Consider the following 20491-nt stretch of genomic DNA (forward strand, 5'->3'; position numbering starts at 1 on the left):
CAAATGGGCGGCCGGGCGCTCAGGCGTGTTACTGGCGTGTAATTGCTCAGCTGCTCCGATATTCGCTCAGGTGCTCTTTTCGACCAGTGCGTAGGTCTGTGTCGCGATCTCCAGTTCTTCGTCGGTCGGCACCACGGCCACGGCCACGCGCGCGTGCTCGGGGGAGATCAGCCGCGGCTCGTCGCTCCGTACGGCGTTGAGCTCGCCGTCCACCGCGAGCCCCAGCTCCTCCAGGCCCGCCACCGCAGCCTCTCGCACGGGACTCGCGTTTTCCCCGACTCCGGCTGTGAACGCGATCGCGTCCACCCGGCCGAGCACCGCGTAATAGGCGCCGATGTACTTCTTCAGACGGTGAATGTAGATGTCGAAGGCGAGTTGCGCCTGTTCGTCACCCTCGTCCACCCGACGGCGGATCTCCCGCATGTCGTTGTCTCCGCACAGCCCGATCAGGCCGCTCTTCTTGTTGAGAAGAGTGTCGATCTCGTCCGTGGACATTCCGCCAACGCGCGTCAAATGGAAGATGACGGCCGGATCCACGTCTCCGGAGCGCGTACCCATGACGAGCCCCTCCAAAGGCGTCAGCCCCATGGACGTGTCCACGCACACACCGCCGCGCACGGCGGAGGCCGACGCCCCGTTGCCCAGGTGCAGCACGATGACGTTCACCTCCTGCGGTGACCTGCCCAGCAGCTCGGCGGTGGCCCGGGAGACGTACGCGTGCGAGGTGCCGTGGAAGCCGTAGCGCCGGATGCGGTGCTCGTCGGCGGTGGCGACGTCGATCGCGTAGCGGGCGGCCGACTCCGGCATCGTCGTGTGGAACGCGGTGTCGAAGACGGCGACCTGCGGCAGGTCGGGGCGCAGCGCCTGGGCGGTGCGGATGCCGGTGAGGTTGGCCGGGTTGTGCAGCGGGGCGACCGGGATCAGCCGCTCGATCTCGGCGAGCACCGCCTCGTCGACGACCGTCGGCGCGGTGAAGGTCTGCCCGCCGTGCACGACCCGGTGACCGATGGCCGCCAGCTCGGGGGAGTCGAGGCCGAGTCCGTCCTTGGCCAGCTCCTCCGACACGGCCTTCAGGGCGGCCTCGTGGTCGCGGATCGGTCCGGTCCACTCACGGGTGGCGCCGGACTCGACGTGCGTGTGCTTGAGCCGGGAGGTCTCCTCGCCGATCCGCTCGACGAGCCCCACGGCGAGCCGGCTGCTGTCGCTCATGTCGAGCAGCTGGTACTTCACCGACGAGGAGCCGGAGTTGAGGACGAGGACGCGGGTGCCGCGGGACGAGCTCACTGCTGGGACGCCTTCTCGCTGGGGGACGGGGCGGGGGACTGGGCCTGGATCGCCGTGATGGCGACGGTGTTGACGATGTCCTGGACGAGCGCGCCCCGGGACAGGTCGTTGACCGGCTTGCGCAGACCCTGAAGGACCGGTCCGACGGCGATCGCGCCGGCCGAGCGCTGCACGGCCTTGTAGGTGTTGTTGCCCGTGTTGAGGTCGGGGAAGATCAGCACGGTCGCCTGCCCGGCCACCTCCGACTCCGGCAGCTTGGTCGCCGCGACCGTCGGCTCGACGGCGGCGTCGTACTGGATCGGCCCCTCGATCCGCAGGTCGGGCCGCCGCTGCCGGACCAGCTCGGTCGCCTCGCGCACCTTGTCGACGTCGGCGCCCGAACCCGACGTCCCCGTGGAGTACGACAGCATCGCGATCCGCGGGTCCACCCCGAACTGCTCGGCGGTGGCGGCCGCCTGGATGGCGATGTCGGCCAGCTGCTCGGCGTTCGGGTCGGGGTTCACGGCGCAGTCGCCGTAGACCAGCACCCGGTCGGCGAGGCACATGAAGAAGACCGAGGAGACGATGTCGGCGTCCGGCTTGGTCTTGATGATCTCGAAGGCGGGCCGGATGGTCGCGGCGGTGGAGTGCACCGAGCCGGAGACCATGCCGTCGGCGAGCCCCTCCTGGACCATCAGCGTGCCGAAGTAGTTCACGTCGCTGACCACGTCGTACGCCAGCTCCACGGTCACGCCCTTGTGGGCGCGCAGGGCCGCGTACTTCTCGGCGAAGCCGTCCCGCAGCTCGCTGGTGGCCGGGTCGATCAGCTGGGCGTGGCCGAGGTCGATGCCGAGGTCGGCGGCGTTCTTGCGGATCTGGTCGACCGGGCCGAGCAGGGTCAGTTCGCAGACCCCGCGGCGCAGCAGCACCTCGGCGGCGTGCAGGACGCGGGCCTCGGTGCCCTCGGGCAGGACGACGCGGCGCTTGTCGGAGCGGGCCTGCTCCAGCAGCTTGTGCTCGAACATCATCGGGGTGACGCGGTCGTTGCTGGGCGCGGAGACCCGCTTGAGCAGGTCGCCGGTGTCGACGTACCGCTCGAACAGGCCGAGCGCGGTCTCCGCCTTGCGCGGCGTCGCCGCGTTCAACTTGCCTTCCAGGGCGACGAGTTGCTCGGCCGTCGGGAAGCTCATGCCCGGGACCGACAGGACCGGGGTGCCCGGGGCGAGGCGGGCGGCGAGGGTGAGGACGTCGTCGCTCGGCACCTCGTCGAGGGTGAGCAGGACGCCCGCGATCGGCGGGGTGCCGGCGCTGTGCGCGGCGAGCGAGCCGACGACCAGGTCCGCGCGGTCGCCGGGGGTCACGACCAGGCAGCCCGGCGTCAGCGCGCCGAGCAGCTTGGGCAGCATCGCGCCGCCGAAGACGAAGCCGAGAGCGTCCCGGGCGAGCCCGGAGTCGTCGCCGAGCACCACCTTGGCGCCGAGGGCCTGGCCGATCTGCGCCACGGTCGGCGCGGACAGGGCGGGCTCGTCGGGCAGCACGTAGCAGGGCACGGGCAGCCGGGAGGAGTCCAGCCGCTCGGCGATGAGGTCCCGGTCCTCGCGGGCCACCCGGTTGGCGACCATCGCGAGGACGTCGCAGCCCAGGCCGTCGTAGGCGCGGTAGGCGTTGCGGGTCTCGGCGAGCACGGACTCGGCGCTCTGCCGGCGTCCGCCGACGACGGGGATGACGGACGCCCCGAACTCGTTGGCGAGGCGCGCGTTCAGGGACAGCTCGTCGGGGAGCTGGGTGTCGGCGAAGTCGGTCCCCAGGACGAGGACGACGTCGTAGTCGCGGGCGACGCGGTGGAACCGGTCCACGAGCGTGGAGACCAGCTCGTCCGTGCCCTGCTCGGCCTGGAGCGCGGACGCCTCGTGGTAGTCCATGCCGTAGACCGTCGTGGGGTCCTGGGAGAGGCGGTAGCGGGCACGCAGCAGTTCGAACAGACGATCGGGGCTGTGGTGGACGAGCGGCCGGAAGACACCCACCCGGTCGACCTGGCGGGTCAGGAGTTCCATGACCCCCAGCTCGACGACCTGGCGGCCGTCGCCGCGGTCGATTCCGGTCACGTACACGCTGCGGGTCACGCGTGCTCTCCGTTCCAAAGAGGGGTCGGTCGCAAACGGGAGGGTCCCCCACGAGGGGCACAAAAATCGCCCACCGAGGTGAGCAGAACCCTCTTGACAATACCTCTCTCACTGGATAAGGCGCCCGTCAGGTCCGGGGGCGGCGGTGCCGTGTGGGACGTGAAACAATCGGAACGGCTCACCGGTATCAACAGCGAGCAGGAGACACAGCACGATGCGTATCGGAGTTCTCACCGCAGGCGGCGACTGCCCCGGCCTGAACGCAGTGATCCGGTCGGTCGTGCACCGAGCGGTCGACAACTACGGCGACGAGGTCATCGGCTTCGAGGACGGCTACTCCGGCCTGCTGGACGGCCGTTACCGCGCCCTCGACCTGGACAGCGTCAGCGGCATCCTGGCCCGCGGCGGCACCATCCTCGGCTCCTCCCGGCTGGAGCGCGACCGTCTGCGCGAGGCCTGCGACCGGGCCGAGGACATGGTCGCGGAGTTCGGCATCGACGCGCTGATCCCGATCGGCGGCGAGGGCACCCTGACGGCGGCCCGCATGCTGTCCGACGCGGGCCTGCCGGTGGTCGGCGTCCCGAAGACCATCGACAACGACATCTCCTCCACCGACCGCACCTTCGGCTTCGACACCGCCGTCGGCGTCGCGACCGAGGCGATGGACCGCCTGAAGACGACCGCCGAGTCCCACCAGCGGGTGATGGTCGTGGAGGTCATGGGCCGTCACGCGGGCTGGATCGCGCTGGAGTCCGGCATGGCGGCGGGCGCGCACGGCATCTGCCTGCCCGAGCGTCCCTTCGACCCCGCCGACCTGGTCAAGATGGTCGAGGAGCGCTTCGCGCGCGGCAAGAAGTTCGCCGTCATCTGCGTCGCCGAGGGCGCGCACCCCGCCGAGGGCTCCATGGACTACGGCAAGGGCGAGATCGACCAGTTCGGCCACGAGCGCTTCCAGGGCATCGGCACGGCACTGGCGTACGAGCTCGAGCGCCGCCTCGGCAAGGAGGCCAAGCCGGTCATCCTCGGCCACGTCCAGCGCGGCGGCGTACCGACGGCGTACGACCGGGTCCTCGCCACCCGCTTCGGCTGGCACGCGGTGGAGGCCGCGCACCGGGGCGAGTTCGGGCGGATGACGGCGCTGCGCGGGACGGACGTCGTGATGGTGCCGCTCGCGGAGGCGGTGACCGAGCTCAAGACGGTGCCGAAGGACCGGATGGACGAGGCGGAGTCGGTCTTCTAGCCGGTGGCTAGCCGGTGAAGGCCTGGACGTTCGTCCAGAAGCGGTCGACGATCTGGTCGAGGAAGTCGCGGCCCGAGTGGCTGGAATCACCCGCCGCGCTGCCCTCGCCCCAGCTCAGTGTCGCGACCATCTGCCCCTGGTACTCCTGGTGCAGCTCCTGGAGGACGTCCTCCAGGAGTCGCCGGTCCAGGGGCACGATCTTGCTCACCGGGCGCACATAGGCCTGCCAGCGGGTGGTGACGGCGCTGCGGAGGTGGTCCGCCAGCCGCGCCTCCCGCCCGGTGACGGTGACGAAGTCCGGCAGGGCCAGGTCGAGCACCTCGGCGAGCGCGGCGGACTGCCGGTCGTTGCCCCGCCAGTCGTTGTTCTCCTCCATGCGCAGGTACGCGAGGAGTTCGAGGCCGAGAGCGTGGGCGACGTCCTCCGGGGCGAGGCTCTGGCTGATCCGGTGCTCGCGCAGGGTGCGCGGCTTGCCGATGAGCTCGCCCGGGGAACACCACAGCACGCCCGCGAGGGCGGTCAGCTCGGGGCTGGTGGGGTTCGCCACGCCCCGTTCCCAGGCGATGACGAGGTCCGGTGTGACATAGGGGAGCCCGTACGAGGCCCGCATGCCATAGGCGACATGCTCGGGCCCCATGCCCAGGGCGGCACGGAGCCGGCGGGCGGCGGGGGCGTTGAAGGGAGGGCCTGGCTGGTTGGGGAGGGCTGGGGGTCGGCGCACGGGCACAACGTAGGGGCGCCGGGGTGCTGTGACTACGGTCTGTTCGGCCAGGATCACGGATTGTAGGAACATACGGTTTCGGCCCCCGGGCGGGTTGGCTGGAGATCGCCTGTCAGGGGGCCGGGGCGGAGGGCGCGTCAGAGGAGGTGGTCGGCTTTGCCGGCCTTGATGTCCCGGATGAGGGTGGCCAGGGCTTCGCGGGTGTCGGTGAGGGGTTCGTCCTCACGCCCGGCGACGGCTATGTAGGCGTTGCCGGAGGTGTCGGTGCCTATGCGGAAACAGTTGGCGCCCTCGCCGCAGAAGGGTTCTTCCCAGGTGATGTCGGCTTGCATGAGGGCTCCTAGAGGTCGTTGGCGAGGGCGCGGATGAAGGTGAGCGAGGCGTCCGGGGTGAGCGCCACGGCCTCGGCGGCGTCGAGTTGGGCTCGGTACTTGGCGAGTTGGGCTTCCGTGTCGATGAACTCCGGGCCGTGCGTGCTGTCCAACTGCACGGTGTCGAGGCGGGGGACGGCGGCCTCGGCGTAGGTCGCGGACTGTCCGGCGCCGGGGAAGCCGCCCGCCTTGAAGGGGATGATCCGTACGGTGACGGAGTCCCGCTCGGACATGCGCAGCAGGTGCTCCAACTGCCGCCTGGCCACCGAGGGCCCGCCGAACTCCATGCGGAGGGCGGCCTCGTGGATGATCGCGTCGAGGGCTGGGGGCTGCGGCTCGGAGCGGTCGAGGAGCTGCTGCCGGTCGATGCGGTGTGCCGTGCGCAGTTCGATCTCCGCCTGGGGCAGTGGAGGGATGACGGCGGCGAAGACGGCCCGGCCGTGCTCCTCGGTCTGGAGGAGCCCGGGCATGTGCACGGTTGTGGCGATGCGTAGGCGTGTGGCGTGCCACTCCAGCTCGGCGATGTCCAGGAAGTCGTCGCGGAGCTGACCCCGGTACGCCTCCCACCAGCTCTTCTCGCGGCTCCCCGTCATGGCGACGAGCGCTTCGACGAGGGCTTCGTCGGCGCAGCCGTAGTTGGCGGCGAGTGTGCGTACCCGCTCGGGGCTGATGCCGGAGCGGCCGGACTCCATGTTGGGCACGTTGGTGCGGGGGACGTGCAGCAGTCCGGCGGCGCGCTCGGTTGTCATTCCGGCCGCGATGCGCATCCTGCGCAGCTCCTCACCGAGGCGCCGCTGGCGTTCCGTCGGTGTGCTCCTCGGCGGCATGTGTCCCCTCGGGTCGGGCGGTTGACGGGGTCAGTCTGCCTTCGGGGCGAGGAGTTGGTCCAACGGGAGCCTCGCGGAGAGTAGTACGTGTACTCCTCAGATGCGCTACATTCGGTGACGAGTCGCTTACGGCGTGACGTGCCCGGAAGTGCATCGCGCGAGCCTGCCCAGGTTCGTGCGACAGGCCACCGGGTATGCCGTCCCGCCCTCCAACGTCCGTTGCCCTCAAGGGAGTTGCCATGTCCTCCGTGCTGTCCTTCTCCGCCTGCCCGCTCTCCGACGACGTGCGGGAAGCCGCGCCGCCGTCGCCCGAGTCGCTTGCGTACAGCCTCACGTTGCCCGCCGGGCCGATGAGTTCGAGCATTGCCCGGGCGGCGACTCGTGTTGTTCTTCAGGCGCACGAGCTGGAGGACATGGCCGACGCCGCCGTGCAGGTCGTCGCCGAACTCGCCGCCTGTGCTTGTCGGTTCACGCCCGGGGCCGATGTGTACGTGTCGCTGCGGTTCCGGGACGGGGCGTTGCGGGTGAGCCTCTACGACGGGCATCCGCGGCACAGCCATCCCCGGCTCGTGGAGGCGTGCGACGGGCGCAGGCGGGCCGCGCTGCGGGTGCTGGGGTGCGTGGTGCGGGCTTGTCAGGGGGAGTGGGGGTTCGGGGAGGCGCGGGAGCCTGGGGGTGGGACTCGGATGTGGGTGGTTTTGCCGAGGGTGGGGGTGGCGGGGGGATGGGTGGGTTAGACGTGGATCACCCCTTGACCGCCCCACCCAACGCGAACCCACCCCCCAACCGCCTCGCCACCAGTACGTACAGCAGGATCACCGGTGTCGAGTAGATCACCGAGAACGCCGCCAGCTGGCCGTAGGCCACCATGCCCCGGTTGCCGAAGAACTCGTTGATGCTGACCGCCGCCGGCATCTGGTCCGGGGTGAGCAGGAGCATGAAGGGGACGAAGAAGTTGCCCCACATCATGACGAAGGAGAAGACCGTCACGACCGCCAGGCCCGGCCCCATCAGGGGGAGGACGATGCGGAGCAGTGACTGAAGCGACGACGCCCCGTCCGTCCAGGCCGCCTCCTCCAGTTCCTTCGGGACGCCGTCCATGAAGTTCTTCATCAGCCAGATGGCGAAGGGGAGTTGGGAGGCGGCGAAGAAGAAGATCGTGCCCTGGAGGGTGTCGATCAGGTTCACGCGCACGTACAGGGCGTAGACCGGCACCATGATCGCGGTGATCGGCAGGCTCGTCGCGAAGAGGATCGTCAGGAGGAAGGGGCGGTTCAGGCGGGAGCGGAAGCGGGAGAGCGGGTAGGCCGCCAGGGCCGCGCACACCACCGTCAGTGCCGTGCCGCCGCCGCACAGGAGCAGGCTGTTCAGCAGGGGCGTGAAGGTGATCTCCGGGGTCAGGACCGCGTCGAAGTGGTCGAGGGTGACGCCGTCGGGGACCTTCACCTTCAGGTTCGCGTCCGGGTCCACCGAGGACAGCAGCACCCACGCCAGCGGGAGCGTGAAGGCCGCGGCCACCAGGAGCAGTCCGGCGTCGGCGGCCAGACGGCGGGTCGTCGCGCGCGATGCCATCGCGGTCAGACCTCCGTTCGCAGCAGCCGCAGGTAGACCACCGAGAACAGGGAGCCCACCACCAGGAGCAACAGCGCCACCGCCGTGCCGTAGCCGATCATGCTCTTCTGGAACGCCTCCTCGTACATGAAGAGCGGGAGCGTCTGGCTCCTGCCGCCCGGGCCACCCCTCGTCATCACCCAGATCAGGCCGAAGACCGACAGGGTCTGGAGAGTGATCAGCATGAGGTTCGTGCCGATGGAGCGACGGATCATCGGCAGGGTGATGCGCCACAGCCGACGCCAGCCGCCGGCGCCGTCGACCTCGGCCGCCTCCGTGATCTCCCGCGGGATCTCGTTCAGCGCCGCCGAGTACACCAGCATCGAGAAGGCCGTGCCGCGCCAGACGTTCGCGAACGACACCGCGAGGATCGGGAGGGTGAACAGCCAGTTCTGGGTGGGCAGATGGAGCCCGTCGAGGACCGCGTTCAGGGTGCCCTCGCGGCGGAAGAAGGCGTAGAGGAGGAACCCGGCCACCACCTCCGGCAGGACCCACGCCGCGATCACCACCGCGCCGACGAGGGTGCGTACCGGCTTCGAGGCGCGTCGCATCAGCGCGGCCAGGGCCAGGCCCAGCGTGTTCTGCCCCAGCAGTGCGGACACGACCGTGAAGACCAGGGTCAGCCACACCGCGTTGCGGAACGCCTCGTCCCCGAAGGCCGTACGGAAGTTCTCGAGGCCGACGAACGACTGCTGTGCCTGGCCGGTGAGTTGGAGGTCGGTGAAGGCGATGTACGCGCAGTACGCGATCGGGCCGGCGAGAAAGAGGAGCAGGAGGACGGTGGCGGGGGCGAGGGGGAGGAGACGAGCCGGTCGGCGGGGGCTCATTTCTGGACCACTTGGCCGTCCGTCACCGACTTCAGCTCCTCGTCGTACCCCTTCGCCGCCTCCGCCACCGACATGTCGCCGGTCGTGACGCCCTCCATCGCCTCCTGGATCGCCGTGGAGACCTTCGGATACGCCGGGTAGGCCGGGCGGTAGTGGGTGCTGGCGACGAGGTCGGTGAAGAACGTGATGCCAGGCTGCGCCTTGACGTACGCGGGGTCGGCGGCGACGTCCTCGCGGACCGCGATGCCGGAGTTGGCGATGTACCACTTACGGGCGTTCGCGGTCGTCTGCATCCTCTTGATGAAGTCGAAGGCGAGGTCGGGGTTGGCCGCCTTCGCGGGGATCGCCCAGGTCCAGCCGCCGGACATGCTCACCTTGCCGGGGGCCTGACCGCGTTGCGTGGGCATGTACGCCAGGCCCAACTCCCGGGACCACTCGGGCCATTCGTGGCCGCTGCCGGGCAGCCAGTCCTGCGGGAGCCAGGAGCCGTCCAGGGCGATCGCGAGTCTGCCCCGGGGGAGCAGGTCGCCGCGGACGATGGTCTGGATGTTGGGGTCGAGGGCGGTCTCCACGTCCGGGCCGAGCTTCTCCCGGTACACCGTCTCCACGAAGGCGAGGGCGTCCTTGAAGCCCTGGCTGCCGGCGATCCACTTCTTGCCGGCGGTGTCGTAGAGGGGGTCGGTGGTTCCGTCGTTCGTGCCGTAGAGCAGCATCTCGAAGCCCTGCATGGTGGCCGCCTCGCCCGCGGGCTTGCCGGTGTAGACGTTGAGGGGGGTGACGTCCGGGACCCTCCGCTTGATCGTGCGGGCCGTGTCCAGGAGTTCGGCCCAGGTCTTCGGCTGCCAGTCCGCGGGCAGCCCCGCCTTGGCGAAGATCCCCTTGTCGAACCACAGGCCCCGGGTGTCCGTGCCGTCCGGGACGCCGTACGTCTTGCCGTCCTCGGCCTTGGCGGCGTTCTTCGCCGTGTCGACGAACCGGTCCCAGTCCGGCCACTTGGCTAGGTAGGCGTCGAGGGGCCTGAGATATCCGCTGGTGATGTCCGAGTTGATGAGGAAGGTGTCCTCGTAGACCAGGTCCGGGGCGGTCTTCGGCGAACGGAGCATCTGCTGGACCTTGGTGTAGTACTCCGAGTCCGGCGCCTTGACGGGGATCAGCTCGACCTTCTTGCCGGGATGCGCCTTCTCGAACTGCTTCTTGATGTCGGCCAGGTGCTCGTCCATCACCTTGACGGAGTTGTCCGTCGACTGCTTGAAGGACACCTTCAGCGTGTCCGGATCGCCTCCGGAACCGGAACCGCACGCGGTCAGGGCGGTGGCCGTGAGGGCGGCGGCGAGCAGTGGGGGAAGCGCGGAGCGAACGGCGGTGGGGCGCACGGGCATGACCTCCTACGGGCTCACGTGGGGGTGGCCGGGTGGCTGCCCGGTGAACGTAGGGGAGTGGTCTGGTCAGGTCAATGCGTCCGCCACGGATGGGCCGACGACGGCCTCGGTGGGGCCGTGCCCGCGCGGGGCACCGCGGTCGGCGCCGCCGGTGCGGGGGGTGTCGCTCCCCTAAGGTACGGGCAAGTGACCTGCGAAGGAGGACATATGACGCAGCCTCAGGACGTCACCGTCGGGCAGCTGCTCCTCGCCGAGTACCACACCGTCAAGGACGAGCAGAAGACCAGGATCGGCTTCCGCGACAACCTCCTCTACGTCACCCTCACCATGGTCGCCGCTGTCATCGCCGCCACCGCCCAGGCCAAGCGCCCCGAGATGCTCCTCGCGCTGCCGCCGGTGTGCGTCGTGCTCGGGTGGACGTACCTCGTCAACGACGAGAAGATCTCCGCGATCGGCAGGCACGTACGTCACGACCTGGGCCCGAGGCTGGCCCAACTCGCCGGTGCCGAGCGCGCGTTCACCTGGGAGACCGTTCACCGCTCCGACTCGCGCCGTCGCCAGCGCAAGGTCATCCAGTGCGGGGTCGATCTGCTGGCCTTCTGCGCCGTCCCCCTCGCCGGGCTCGCCGTCTACTGGGCGGCGGGCGGGACCAGTGCCGGGCTCGTCGTCCTGTCGCTCGTGGAGGCGCTCAGCGTCCTCGGGCTCGCGGTCCAGGTCGTCCTGTACACACAGCCGTTCGGGCCTACGGCCCCTTGACCCACCGGTACTGCAACTCCGGTCGCCCCACCGTGCCGTACTGCGGGGCCCGCGCCGCCCGCCCCGCGTCCACCAGGTGCTCCAGATAGCGCCGGGCGGTGATCCTGGATATCCCCACGACCTCCGCCAGTCCGGTGGCCGTGAGGCCCTCCGCGGAGTCCCGCAGGGCCACGGTCACCCGTTCCAGGGTGGGGGCGCTCAGGCCCTTCGGCAGGGCGGCCGGGCCGGGGGCCCGGAGTGTCGCCAGAGCGCGGTCCACCTCGTCCTGGCCGCTCGCCTCGCCCGCCGCCGCGTGGAACTCGGCGTAGCGCACGAGCCGGTCCCGCAGCGTGGCGAAGGTGAACGGCTTCAGCACGTACTGGACGACGCCCAGTGAGACTCCCTCGCGTACGACCGTCAGGTCCCGCGCCGACGTCACCGCTATCACGTCCGCCTGATGGCCGGCGGCGCGCAGTGAGCGGGCGAACTGGAGGCCGTGCACGTCCGGGAGGTGCAGGTCCAGCAGGAGGAGGTCGACCGGGGTCCGGTCCAGCAGGCGTCGCGCCTCCGCGCCGGTGTGCGCCTTGCCCACGGCGGTGAAGCCCTGGACCCGGTTGACGTACATGACGTGCGCGTCCGCGGCGACCGGGTCGTCCTCCACGACCAGGACCCGGATCGGCTGTGGCTGGGTCGTCATGCGTCGCCTCCGGAAGCGGTGCCTCGCGTGCCGGCGCTCTCCGGCTGCGGGGCGCGGGGTCCGGTGCCCGGCGGTTCGGCTGCGTCCGCCACGGCACCTGTCGTCGACGCATCCTCGGTCACACGGTCGCCCACCGCCCGCCCGGCCCCCACGGACCCGGCTCCGACGACCCCGGCAGGTTCGGCACCTGCGGCCCCGGCTCCGGCGGACCCGGTCCCCACGGACCCGGTACCGACGACCCCGGCGCCCGGAGATTCGGCCCCTGCGGACCCGGCTGCGGCGGACCCGGCCCCCGCGGCCCCGCCCCCGGCGCCGCCCCGCAACGGCATCCGGACCTCGAACTCCGCCCCGCCCTCGGCGGCCTCCGCGACCGTCAGCGTTCCCGCGTGGCGGGTCACCGCCTGCCGTACGAGGGCCAGGCCCAGGCCGCGGCCGCCGGGTCCCGCCGGTTTGGTCGAGAAGCCGCGCTCGAACACCGCCTCGGCGTGGGCGGGGGCCACCCCCGTGCCCGTGTCGGAGACGCGCAGGACCAGTTCGTCGGTGCCGCTCGTGTAGGCCGTCACCGTCACCCGTGCGCCCGCGCTGCCCTGCGCCGCGTCCACCGCGTTGTCGATCAGGTTGCCGAGGATCGTCACCAGGTCCCGCGGCGGCAGGGACGGCGGCAGCAGACCGTCGTCCAGGCGACTGTCCTGCGAGACCACCAGCTCCACGCCCCGCTCGTTCGCCTGGGCTGTCTTGCCCAGGAGCAGGGCGGCCAGCACCGGTTCGCTCACGGCGGCCACCACCTGGTCGGTCAGGGCCTGCGCCAGCTCCAGTTCGGCCGTGGCGAAGTCCACCGCCTGCTCGGCGCGGCCCAGTTCGATGAGCGAGACGACCGTGTGCAGCCGGTTCGCCGCCTCGTGCGCCTGGGAGCGCAAGGCCTGGGTGAAGCCGCGCTCGGAGTTCAACTCGCCCATCAGGGACTGGAGTTCCGTCACGTCCCGGAGGGTGACGACCGTGCCCCGGCGGTCCCCTCCCGACACCGGGGAGGTGTTGACCACCAGCACGCGGTCCGCCGTGAGGTGGACCTCGTCCACGCGCGGTTCCGAGGCCAGGAGCGCGCCGGTGAGGGGGGCGGGCAGGCCGAGTTCCGCGACCGAGCGGCCCACCACGTCGTCGGCCGCGCCCAGCAGTTCACGGCCCCCGTCGTTGATCAGCGCCACCCGGTACTGGCCGTCCAGCATCAGCAGTCCCTCGCGCACGGCGTGCAGCGCGGCCTGCGTGTAGTCGTGCATGTGGCTGAGCTCGGTGGCGTTCATCCCGTGGGTGTGGCGGCGCAGCCGGGCGTTGACGGCGTACGTCCCGATCGCGCCCAGCGCGAGGGCGCCCGCCGCGACCCCCAGCAGGGCCGTGAGCTGGCCCTGCACCCGCTGGCTGATCGCCTCGACCTTGATGCCGGCGCTGACCAGGCCGACGACCCGGCCGTCCTCCTCGATGGGGGTGACCGCGCGGACCGAACGGCCAAGGGTGCCGGTGTAGGTCTCGGTGAAGGAGTGGCCGGCGAGGGCGGGGCCGATGCGGCCGAGGAACTTCTTCCCTATCTCCGTCTCGGTCGGGTGGGTCCAGCGGATGCCGGCCGGGTTCATGATCGTCACGAAGTCGACGTCGGCGTCGTGCATCACCCGCAGCGCGTACGGCTGGAGGCTCGCCGAGGGGTCCGGGGTGTGGATGGCCTCCCGCACCGAGGGGGAGTCCGCGACCGCGCCCGCCACCGCCATGGCCTGGCGGCCCGCCGCGTCCTCGGCCTGGCCGCGGTCGCTGACGTAGGTGAACAGCGCGTACCCGGCCACGAGGACCGTGATGAGCACGGCCTGCATGGCGAAGAGCTGACCGGCCAGGCTGCGCGGTCTCGGGACGCGGATGTGCATGTCGTCAGTGTGCCTCCGACAGTAAGTGTGAACTAAATGAACGGAAGGGTGACCGCCCTCACAGGGCAGGAGATAGTCACGGCATTCCTCTAGAGCCCGGACGTGAGCCGCACGCCGGTGACAACCGACGAAGACGTCAAAGGAGGGCAGCCGTGGCCGCCAGCACACCCGCACCCGCATCTGCCGCACCCGCCAAGCGGGACCGCACCCACTATCTGTACATCGCGGTGATCGTCGCGGTCGCCCTCGGCATCCTGGTCGGCATGGTCGCGCCGGACTTCGCCGTCGAGCTGAAGCCCATCGGTACGGGCTTCGTGAACCTGATCAAGATGATGATCTCGCCGATCATCTTCTGCACGATCGTGCTCGGCATCGGCTCGGTACGGAAGGCCGCCAAGGTCGGCGCGGTCGGCGGTATCGCGCTCGCCTACTTCATGGTCATGTCGCTGGTCGCGCTGGGCATCGGCCTGGTCGTCGGCAACCTGCTGGACCCGGGCACCGGCCTCGCCGTGACCGACGCGGTCAAGGACGCCGGGCACGCGCAGGTCGACGCGGAGGCCAAGGACACCACCGAGTTCCTGCTCGGCATCATCCCCACCACGATGATCTCCGCGTTCACCGAGGGCGAGGTCCTCCAGACCCTGCTCATCGCGCTGCTCGCCGGGTTCGCGCTCCAGGCCATGGGCCCCGCCGGGGCGCCGGTCCTGCGCGGTGTCGAGCACATCCAGCGCCTGGTCTTCCGCATCCTCGCCATGATCATGTGGGCCGCGCCGATCGGTGCCTTCGGCGCCATGGCCGCCGTGGTCGGCTCCGCGGGCGTGGACGCGCTCAAGGACCTCGCCATCCTGATGCTCGGCTTCTACACCACCTGTGTCCTGTTCGTCTTCCTGGTGCTCGGCACGCTGCTGCGGGTGATCGCGGGCCTGAACATCCTCACGCTCTTCAAGTACCTCGGCCGTGAGTTCCTGCTGATCCTGTCCACCTCGTCCTCGGAGTCCGCGCTGCCGCGGCTCATCGCGAAGATGGAGCACCTGGGCATCAGCAAGCCCGTCGTCGGCATCACCGTCCCGACCGGCTACTCCTTCAACCTCGACGGCACCATGATCTACATGACCATGGCGTCCCTGTTCATCGCCGACGCCATGGGTACGCCGATGTCGCTCGGTGAGCAGATCCCGCTGCTGCTCTTCCTGTTCGTCGCCTCCAAGGGCGCCGCCGGTGTCACCGGCGCGGGGCTGGCCACGCTGGCCGGTGGTCTTCAGTCGCACAAGCCGGCCCTGGTGGACGGCATCGGCCTCATCGTCGGCATCGACCGGTTCATGAGCGAGGCCCGCGCCCTCACCAACTTCGCGGGCAACGCCGTCGCCACGGTCCTGATCGGCACCTGGACCAAGGAGATCGACCGCGAGCGCGTCGACCAGGTCCTCGCCGGTCACCTGCCCTTCGACGAGAAGACGCTCCTCGACGACGGCCACGGATCCGCCCCGGCGGACGTGCCGGAGCAGGGCGGCGAGAAGGAACTCGCCAAGGCCTAGCCCCGGACGGCCGGGGCAACAGACTCCGGGCGGCTGAGTAGCTCCCCCGTCGCTCAGCCGCCCGGGCCGGACCTGACTGCGGCGCGACCCGCTCGCGCCGCGCCTGGCCACACCTGCCGGGTCGCTCGGCCGCGGGGCCCGCACCCCACCTGCGACTCGGCCGGGGGGCCGCACCGCTCCTGCGGCGGGATCCGCTCGGCTGCGGGGGCCCGCACTCCTCCTGCGACGCGGTCCGCTCGGCTGCGGGGCCCGTTCCGCTCCTGGGACGGGATCCGCTCGGCCGGGGGGCCCGCACCGCTCCTGGGACGGGATCCGCTCGGCCGCGAGGCCCGCACCCCACCTGCGACGCGCTCACGCCGCCTGCCCACCGGCTGGTGTCGCAGCGCCGGGTAGGGCGGCCGCCCGGGCCCCGCCCCGCCGCCGTACAACTCAATCGCTCTGCTTCGCCACCAGTTCGGTGGCTCGGGAGGCGGGTACGCCCGCCGCGGTCAGTACGGTGACCGCGGCGGAGCGGCCCGCCTCCTCGGGTGCCAGGAGGCCGTCGTTGACCGCCTCCATCACCCCGAAGAGCAGCTGTTCGTGGACGTACGCCAGGGCCGGCGCGGGCAGCGGGGAGGTGAAGACGCCCTCCTCCAGCCCGCGCTCCAGCAGCTCCTGGCAGGCCTCGCGCACGGGCGCGAGGCGTTCCCTGATGCCCTGCATCGTCACGCTGCGCTGGGCCAGCGCGACCAGGATGCGATAGCGGTCGGCGACCTCCCAGATCGCCAGCGTGGCACCGGCCAGCGCCCGCGCCGGGTCCTGCGCGCCCGCCCGCCCGGCCTCCTGCGCGGCCGCCACCGCCTCCACCGCACCGTCGAGGAGGGTGCCGACCAGCGCCTCACGGTTCGGGAAATGGCCGTAGACGGTCCGCCGTACGACGCCCGCGGCGCGCGCGATCTGGTCCATGGACGCGTCGGGGTCGCGCAGCAGCTCGGCGAGCGCCACGTCGAGGATGCGGCGGCGGTTGGCGTCGGCTCGGCTGGTGTTACCCGTGGTCATGAACGCCATTGTGCCCTCTCGGCCCTCTACTTGCACAGCACTGTGCAACAGGCGTACATTGCACAGCGTTGGGCAAATGCACAGTGTTGTGCAATTCCGTTGTCGAACACAGCCAGACCGCTGAGGAAGGCCACCCCTGCCATGCGACTCGTCATGACCGAACCGGTCGAGAGGATGAACCGCCCCTACGCCCGGCGTTGGTGGGCGCTCCTGGTCCTGTGCCTGAGCCTGCTGATCATCGTGATGGCGAACACCGCCCTCACGGTCGCCGCGCCCGCCATGACCGAGGACCTCGGCCTGTCCAGCGCGGACCTCCAGTGGGTCATCGACGGCTACACCGTCCCGTACGCCGCCCTGATGCTGCTGCTCGGCGCGATCGGCGACAAGTACAGCCGCCGCGGCGCGCTCCTGCTGGGCCTCGCCGTGTTCGGCGGCGGGTCGGTCTTCGGGTACTTCGCCGACAGCGCCACCACGGTCATCGCGGCCCGCGCGGTGATGGGCCTCGGCGCCGCGATGATCATGCCGGCGACCCTGTCGCTGCTCGCCGCCACCTTCCCGCGCGCCGAGCGCGCCAAGGCGATCACCGCGTGGACCGCCACCTCGGGCGTCGCCATCGCCGCCGGCCCGCTGGTCGCCGGCGCGCTGCTGGAGAACCACGACTGGACCTCGACGTTCCTCATCAACGTCCCCGTCGCCGCGCTCGCGATCGTCGGCGCCCTGGTGCTCGTACCGCCGTCCAGGGCGACGACCAAGGGCCGGATCGACTACGTCGGCGGCCTGCTGTCCGTGGTCTGGATCGGCTCGCTCGTCTACATGATCATCGAGGGCCCGCACTTCGGCTGGCACGCCAAGGCCATCACCGCCGCGGTGGTCGCGGGTGCGGGACTGGTCGCCTTCGTCGTCTGGGAGCTGCGCCACCCGCGCCCCGTCGTCGACGTCCGGCGCTTCACCGACCGTGGCTTCGCCGGTGCCAACCTCGCCGTCGCCCTGTTCTTCCTCGCCGTCTTCGGCGCCTTTTACTACCTCACCCAGCACCTGCAGTTCGTCCTCGGCTACAGCGCCCTGGAGACCGGCCTGCGCATGCTGCCGCTGGCCGGCGCGGTCTTCGTCGGCTCGGCCCTGACCGGCTTCCTCACCCCCCGGGTCGGCATGAAGTGGACGGTCACCACGGGCATGGTCGGCGGCACGGCGGCGCTCGCGCTGCTCACCCAGGTCGACGCGAGTTCGTCGTACGGCGACTTCGTGGCACCCCTGATCGTGCTCGGCCTCGCGATCGGCCTCGCCCTCTCGCCCGCGACGGACGCGATCATGGGCGCCTTCCCCGAGTCCGAGCTGGGCGTCGGCGGCGCGGTGAACGACACCTCGATCGAGCTCGGCGGCTCGCTCGGCATCGCCATCCTCGGCTCGCTGCTGGCGACCTCGTACTCCGGCCACCTCGCCGACGCCACGAGCGGCAGCAAGCTCTCCGCGTCGACGCTCGACACCGCGCAGGACTCGGTGGGCGCCGGGTACGCGGTCGCGCAGGGCATCGGCGAGCGGGCGCGGCAGCTCGCCGGGCAGGCCGCGAAGGCCACGGACCCCCAGCAGGCCGAGCAGTTGAAGGCACAGGCCGACCAACTCGCCACCGGCGCCCGGCAGATGGCCGACGCCGTCGGCTCGTCCTTCTCCGACGCGGTCGCGCACACCAGCCTGGTCGGCGCGGTGGTCCTCGGCGTCGGCACGGTGCTGGTCGCGGTGCTGCTGCCGGGGCGCAAGAAGACCGAGACGCCCGTCGAGCAGCCCGAGCGGGAGAAGGAGCCGGTCGGCTGACCCGACCTTCACCTCCGGCCCGGCGTGCCGCGTCTGTTCCCTTCAGACGCGGCACGCGCGTCGGTGGAGGCGCGGGGGACGGCGACCGGCCGGCACCGGCGGAGCCGCACGTGGACGGCCCCGGACCCGGCGGGGGCAGCGGAGCGTCAGTCGCCCTTCCCGAGGGTCTCGGCGACCGCCGTCGGCAGCCACTGCCGTGCGGTGCCGAAGGTGAAACCGAGGCGTGTGGCACGGGAGTTGTCCATGCCGTAGGAGCGGAAGAAGGAGAACGGGGAGACCTCGCCGACCTCGACGAGCTGGAGCACGACCTTGCCCTCGGGTAGCCGCGCGGCCACCGCCTCGCACAGGTCGACCGTGGTCAGCGAGCCGTGGGAGGCCGCGTTGACCGGACCCGTGAACGCGGCGCCGGCCGTCCACGCCAGGAAGTCGGCGGCCTCCTCGACGTGGATGTAGGTGGCGGGCTGGTCGGCGAAGGGCACCGCGATCGGCTCGGCGGCCCGGACGCGGGTGGCGTAGTGGTCGAGGCGGCCGGTGAAGTCGTCGGCGCCGCCCAGCACATGGGCCATGCGGACGGCCGTGTACGGGAAGTCCGGGGCGGCCGCGAACACCGCCTCGGCCTGCCGCTTGCCCTCGCCGTAGTGGGCGTCCAGGAACTCCGGGTCCTCCCAGGGGAGTTCGAGGTCGACGGGCACGGTCAGCGGGCCGACGGCGTCCTCGCGGACCGGCGCGATGGAGTCCTCGTACTCGTACACCTCGACCGTCGAGGTCATCACATAGCGCCCGGTCCGCCCCGCGAACACCCGGCGGGCGATCTCCGCCTGCCGCGGGGTGTAGCAGACCTGGTCGACCACGACGTCGAAGGTGCGCGGACCGAGCGCCGCGGCCAGGGCCCGCTCGTCGTCGCGGTCGGCGACGAGGTGGTCCGCGCCGGGCGGCGGCGCGGACGAGCCGCGGTTGAGCACCGTCACCCTGTCCCCGGCGGCCAGCAGCCGCGAGATGAGCCGCTTGCCGATGTAGCGGTTGCCGCCGATGACCAGTACCTCTCGTGGCTTTTCCATGACCATAATTCTCCCGGCGTACATCCACGTTCTGAAGGGGGAACCATGGGAGTTCCGGCTGGAGTGCCAAAAGAACCTCGCCAACTGCGCCCCGACGCCAGCGAAACCTCGGTGGCCTTCGACGCGCTGGACCGGCAGATCCTGGAGCTCCTCCAGACCGACGGCCGGATCAAGCTGAGCGAGCTCGGGCGCCGGGTCCGGCTGAGCCCGGCGGCGGTCACCGAGCGGGTGCGGCGCCTGGAGGCGGCGGGTGTGATCAGCGGCTACGGGGCCCATGTCGTCCCGGGCCGGCTGGGCTACGGCATCCAGGCGTTCATCCGGGTCAGCCCGCACGGCGGCTACACCCTGAAGCACCCGAGGACCCTGGAGCTGATGGAGAGCCCGGAGATCACCGAGGTGCACCACGTGGTCGGCGAGGACTGCTGGATCCTCAAGGCCGCCGTCCGGGACACCGTCCACCTGGAGGAGCTCCTGGAGCGGGTGTCGGCGCTCGGGCGGACGACCACCTCGATCGTGCTGACCTCTCCGGTGCAGCGCAAAGCCCTGTTGCCTTGACGTCGGGGTCAAGGCATACGTTCGTGGACATGCGAATCGGCGAGCTGGCCGCACGGGCCGGGACCACCACGCGGACGCTGCGGTACTACGAGTCGCGCGGGCTGCTGCCCGCACGGCGCGGCGACAACGGGTACCGGACGTACGACGAGAGCGATCTGAGGCTGCTGCGGCAGATCAGGACGCTCCAGGACTTCGGGTTCGACCTGGAGGAGACCCGGCCCTTCGTGGAGTGTCTGCGCTCCGGGCACCCCGAGGGCGACTCGTGCCCGGCGTCGATCGCCGTCTACCGGCGCAAGCTGACGGAGCTGGACGAGCTGATCGGCGAGCTCCAGGCGGTGCGGGCGCAGATCGGCGTCCGGCTGGCGGCCATGGCCGGTGACGAACCACCGACGTGTGAACTGGGAGGGCAAGAGCTGTGATCGATGTGACGGACGCGGATTTCGCGACGGAAGTGATCGGATCCGAGAAGCCGGTGCTGGTCGAGTTCACAGCGGACTGGTGCCCGCCGTGCCGGCAGATGGGACCGGTGCTGCGCGCCCTCGCCACGGAGGAGGCCGACCGCCTCAAGATCGTGCAGTTGAACGTCGACCAGAATCCCCTGACCACGAATGCCTACAAGGTGCTCTCGATGCCCACCTTCATGGTCTTCCGCGACGGTGAGCCGGTGAAGGCCATGGTGGGAGCCCGCGCCAAGCGCCGCCTGCTGGAGGAACTGTCCGACGTGATCTGATTCCCCGCACACAGAAGAATCCCCCCGGCAATTGCGCCGGGGGGATTCTTTTGCTTAGACTCAAT

Annotated in this window: 20 protein-coding genes; 8 read left to right on the forward strand and 12 right to left on the reverse strand. The window is 70.9% G+C overall.

Annotation, left to right across the window (positions count from 1 at the left end; genetic code table 11):
* Nucleotides 1-66: 66 nt before the first annotated feature.
* On the reverse strand, nucleotides 67-1284 hold the full coding sequence (locus ACH41F_RS27410) for an acetate kinase (RefSeq protein WP_398837887.1): 1218 nt from the start codon (nucleotides 1282-1284) through the stop codon (nucleotides 67-69).
* A complete protein-coding gene (pta, locus tag ACH41F_RS27415; RefSeq protein ID WP_391232696.1) occupies nucleotides 1281-3386 on the reverse strand; it encodes a phosphate acetyltransferase in 2106 nt (701 codons plus the stop codon). Before pta ends, ACH41F_RS27410 begins: the two co-directional genes overlap by 4 nt.
* A 214-nt stretch (nucleotides 3387-3600) precedes the next feature.
* Here pta and ACH41F_RS27420 point away from each other — a divergent pair, with 214 nt between their 5' ends.
* On the forward strand, nucleotides 3601-4626 hold the full coding sequence (locus ACH41F_RS27420; RefSeq protein ID WP_391232695.1) for an ATP-dependent 6-phosphofructokinase: 1026 nt from the start codon (nucleotides 3601-3603) through the stop codon (nucleotides 4624-4626).
* A 7-nt stretch (nucleotides 4627-4633) separates the two neighbouring features.
* Here the strand turns inward: ACH41F_RS27420 and ACH41F_RS27425 are convergent, their stop codons facing one another.
* From ACH41F_RS27425 to ACH41F_RS27435, 3 genes are all read right to left on the reverse strand, one after another.
* Nucleotides 4634-5347, reverse strand: a complete 714-nt coding sequence (locus ACH41F_RS27425; RefSeq protein ID WP_391232693.1) for an XRE family transcriptional regulator — start codon at nucleotides 5345-5347, stop codon at nucleotides 4634-4636.
* Between the two features lie 137 nt (nucleotides 5348-5484).
* Nucleotides 5485-5679 carry a hypothetical protein gene (locus ACH41F_RS27430; protein ID WP_391232692.1) on the reverse strand — a complete coding sequence of 65 codons (195 nt, stop codon included), beginning with the start codon at nucleotides 5677-5679 and terminating at the stop codon, nucleotides 5485-5487.
* Nucleotides 5680-5687: 8 nt separating this feature from the next.
* Complete coding sequence (locus ACH41F_RS27435) at nucleotides 5688-6545, reverse strand: Scr1 family TA system antitoxin-like transcriptional regulator (protein WP_391232691.1); 858 nt, start codon at nucleotides 6543-6545, stop codon at nucleotides 5688-5690.
* 239 nt (nucleotides 6546-6784) lie between these two features.
* Here ACH41F_RS27435 and ACH41F_RS27440 point away from each other — a divergent pair, with 239 nt between their 5' ends.
* Nucleotides 6785-7282 (forward strand): ATP-binding protein, encoded by a 498-nt coding sequence (locus ACH41F_RS27440; RefSeq protein WP_398837890.1) that lies wholly within the window; start codon nucleotides 6785-6787, stop codon nucleotides 7280-7282.
* Between the two features lie 7 nt (nucleotides 7283-7289).
* On the opposite strand, the gene ACH41F_RS27445 is transcribed toward ACH41F_RS27440, so the two are convergent.
* The 3 genes from ACH41F_RS27445 to ACH41F_RS27455 are packed head-to-tail and all read right to left on the reverse strand — an operon-like array spanning nucleotide 7290 to nucleotide 10362.
* Nucleotides 7290-8117, reverse strand: coding sequence for a carbohydrate ABC transporter permease (locus tag ACH41F_RS27445; protein ID WP_398837892.1), 828 nt, complete (start codon nucleotides 8115-8117; stop codon nucleotides 7290-7292).
* A 5-nt stretch (nucleotides 8118-8122) separates the two neighbouring features.
* On the reverse strand, nucleotides 8123-8983 hold the full coding sequence (locus tag ACH41F_RS27450; RefSeq protein ID WP_398837893.1) for a carbohydrate ABC transporter permease: 861 nt from the start codon (nucleotides 8981-8983) through the stop codon (nucleotides 8123-8125).
* Nucleotides 8980-10362: an extracellular solute-binding protein gene (locus ACH41F_RS27455; RefSeq protein ID WP_398837894.1), complete on the reverse strand. Its 1383-nt coding sequence runs from the start codon at nucleotides 10360-10362 to the stop codon at nucleotides 8980-8982. Before ACH41F_RS27455 ends, ACH41F_RS27450 begins: the two co-directional genes overlap by 4 nt.
* A gap of 207 nt (nucleotides 10363-10569) precedes the next feature.
* Between ACH41F_RS27455 and ACH41F_RS27460 the strand changes: the two genes are divergently transcribed.
* Nucleotides 10570-11118 (forward strand): hypothetical protein, encoded by a 549-nt coding sequence (locus ACH41F_RS27460; RefSeq protein WP_398837895.1) that lies wholly within the window; start codon nucleotides 10570-10572, stop codon nucleotides 11116-11118.
* On the opposite strand, the gene ACH41F_RS27465 is transcribed toward ACH41F_RS27460, so the two are convergent.
* Nucleotides 11105-11794 carry a response regulator gene (locus ACH41F_RS27465; RefSeq protein WP_391232684.1) on the reverse strand — a complete coding sequence of 230 codons (690 nt, stop codon included), beginning with the start codon at nucleotides 11792-11794 and terminating at the stop codon, nucleotides 11105-11107. The genes ACH41F_RS27460 and ACH41F_RS27465 overlap by 14 nt on opposite strands.
* A complete protein-coding gene (locus tag ACH41F_RS27470; protein ID WP_391232683.1) occupies nucleotides 11791-13701 on the reverse strand; it encodes an ATP-binding protein in 1911 nt (636 codons plus the stop codon). Before ACH41F_RS27470 ends, ACH41F_RS27465 begins: the two co-directional genes overlap by 4 nt.
* Before the next feature lie 152 nt (nucleotides 13702-13853).
* Between ACH41F_RS27470 and ACH41F_RS27475 the strand changes: the two genes are divergently transcribed.
* Entirely contained in the window at nucleotides 13854-15236 is a 1383-nt protein-coding gene (locus ACH41F_RS27475; protein WP_391232682.1) for a cation:dicarboxylate symporter family transporter, read from the forward strand.
* A gap of 429 nt (nucleotides 15237-15665) precedes the next feature.
* Here the strand turns inward: ACH41F_RS27475 and ACH41F_RS27480 are convergent, their stop codons facing one another.
* Entirely contained in the window at nucleotides 15666-16283 is a 618-nt protein-coding gene (locus tag ACH41F_RS27480; protein WP_391232681.1) for a TetR family transcriptional regulator, read from the reverse strand.
* A 132-nt stretch (nucleotides 16284-16415) separates the two neighbouring features.
* On the opposite strand from ACH41F_RS27480, the gene ACH41F_RS27485 reads away from it, so the two are divergent.
* On the forward strand, nucleotides 16416-18083 hold the full coding sequence (locus tag ACH41F_RS27485) for a DHA2 family efflux MFS transporter permease subunit (RefSeq protein ID WP_391232680.1): 1668 nt from the start codon (nucleotides 16416-16418) through the stop codon (nucleotides 18081-18083).
* 146 nt (nucleotides 18084-18229) lie between these two features.
* On the opposite strand, the gene ACH41F_RS27490 is transcribed toward ACH41F_RS27485, so the two are convergent.
* Nucleotides 18230-19141, reverse strand: a complete 912-nt coding sequence (locus ACH41F_RS27490; RefSeq protein WP_398837898.1) for an NAD-dependent epimerase/dehydratase family protein — start codon at nucleotides 19139-19141, stop codon at nucleotides 18230-18232.
* A 111-nt stretch (nucleotides 19142-19252) separates the two neighbouring features.
* Between ACH41F_RS27490 and ACH41F_RS27495 the strand changes: the two genes are divergently transcribed.
* Genes ACH41F_RS27495 through ACH41F_RS27505 form a run of 3 tightly spaced genes read left to right on the forward strand, consistent with a single transcriptional unit; the run spans nucleotide 19253 to nucleotide 20426 of the window.
* Nucleotides 19253-19696: an AsnC family transcriptional regulator gene (locus tag ACH41F_RS27495; protein WP_391233012.1), complete on the forward strand. Its 444-nt coding sequence runs from the start codon at nucleotides 19253-19255 to the stop codon at nucleotides 19694-19696.
* 29 nt (nucleotides 19697-19725) lie between these two features.
* Nucleotides 19726-20115 (forward strand): MerR family transcriptional regulator, encoded by a 390-nt coding sequence (locus ACH41F_RS27500; RefSeq protein ID WP_398837899.1) that lies wholly within the window; start codon nucleotides 19726-19728, stop codon nucleotides 20113-20115.
* A complete protein-coding gene (locus ACH41F_RS27505) occupies nucleotides 20112-20426 on the forward strand; it encodes a thioredoxin family protein (RefSeq protein ID WP_398837901.1) in 315 nt (104 codons plus the stop codon). Before ACH41F_RS27500 ends, ACH41F_RS27505 begins: the two co-directional genes overlap by 4 nt.
* The last annotated feature ends 65 nt before the right edge of the window (nucleotides 20427-20491 follow it).

The organism is Streptomyces sp. NPDC020489 (assembly GCF_044386545.1).
Lineage (GTDB): Bacteria > Actinomycetota > Actinomycetes > Streptomycetales > Streptomycetaceae > Streptomyces.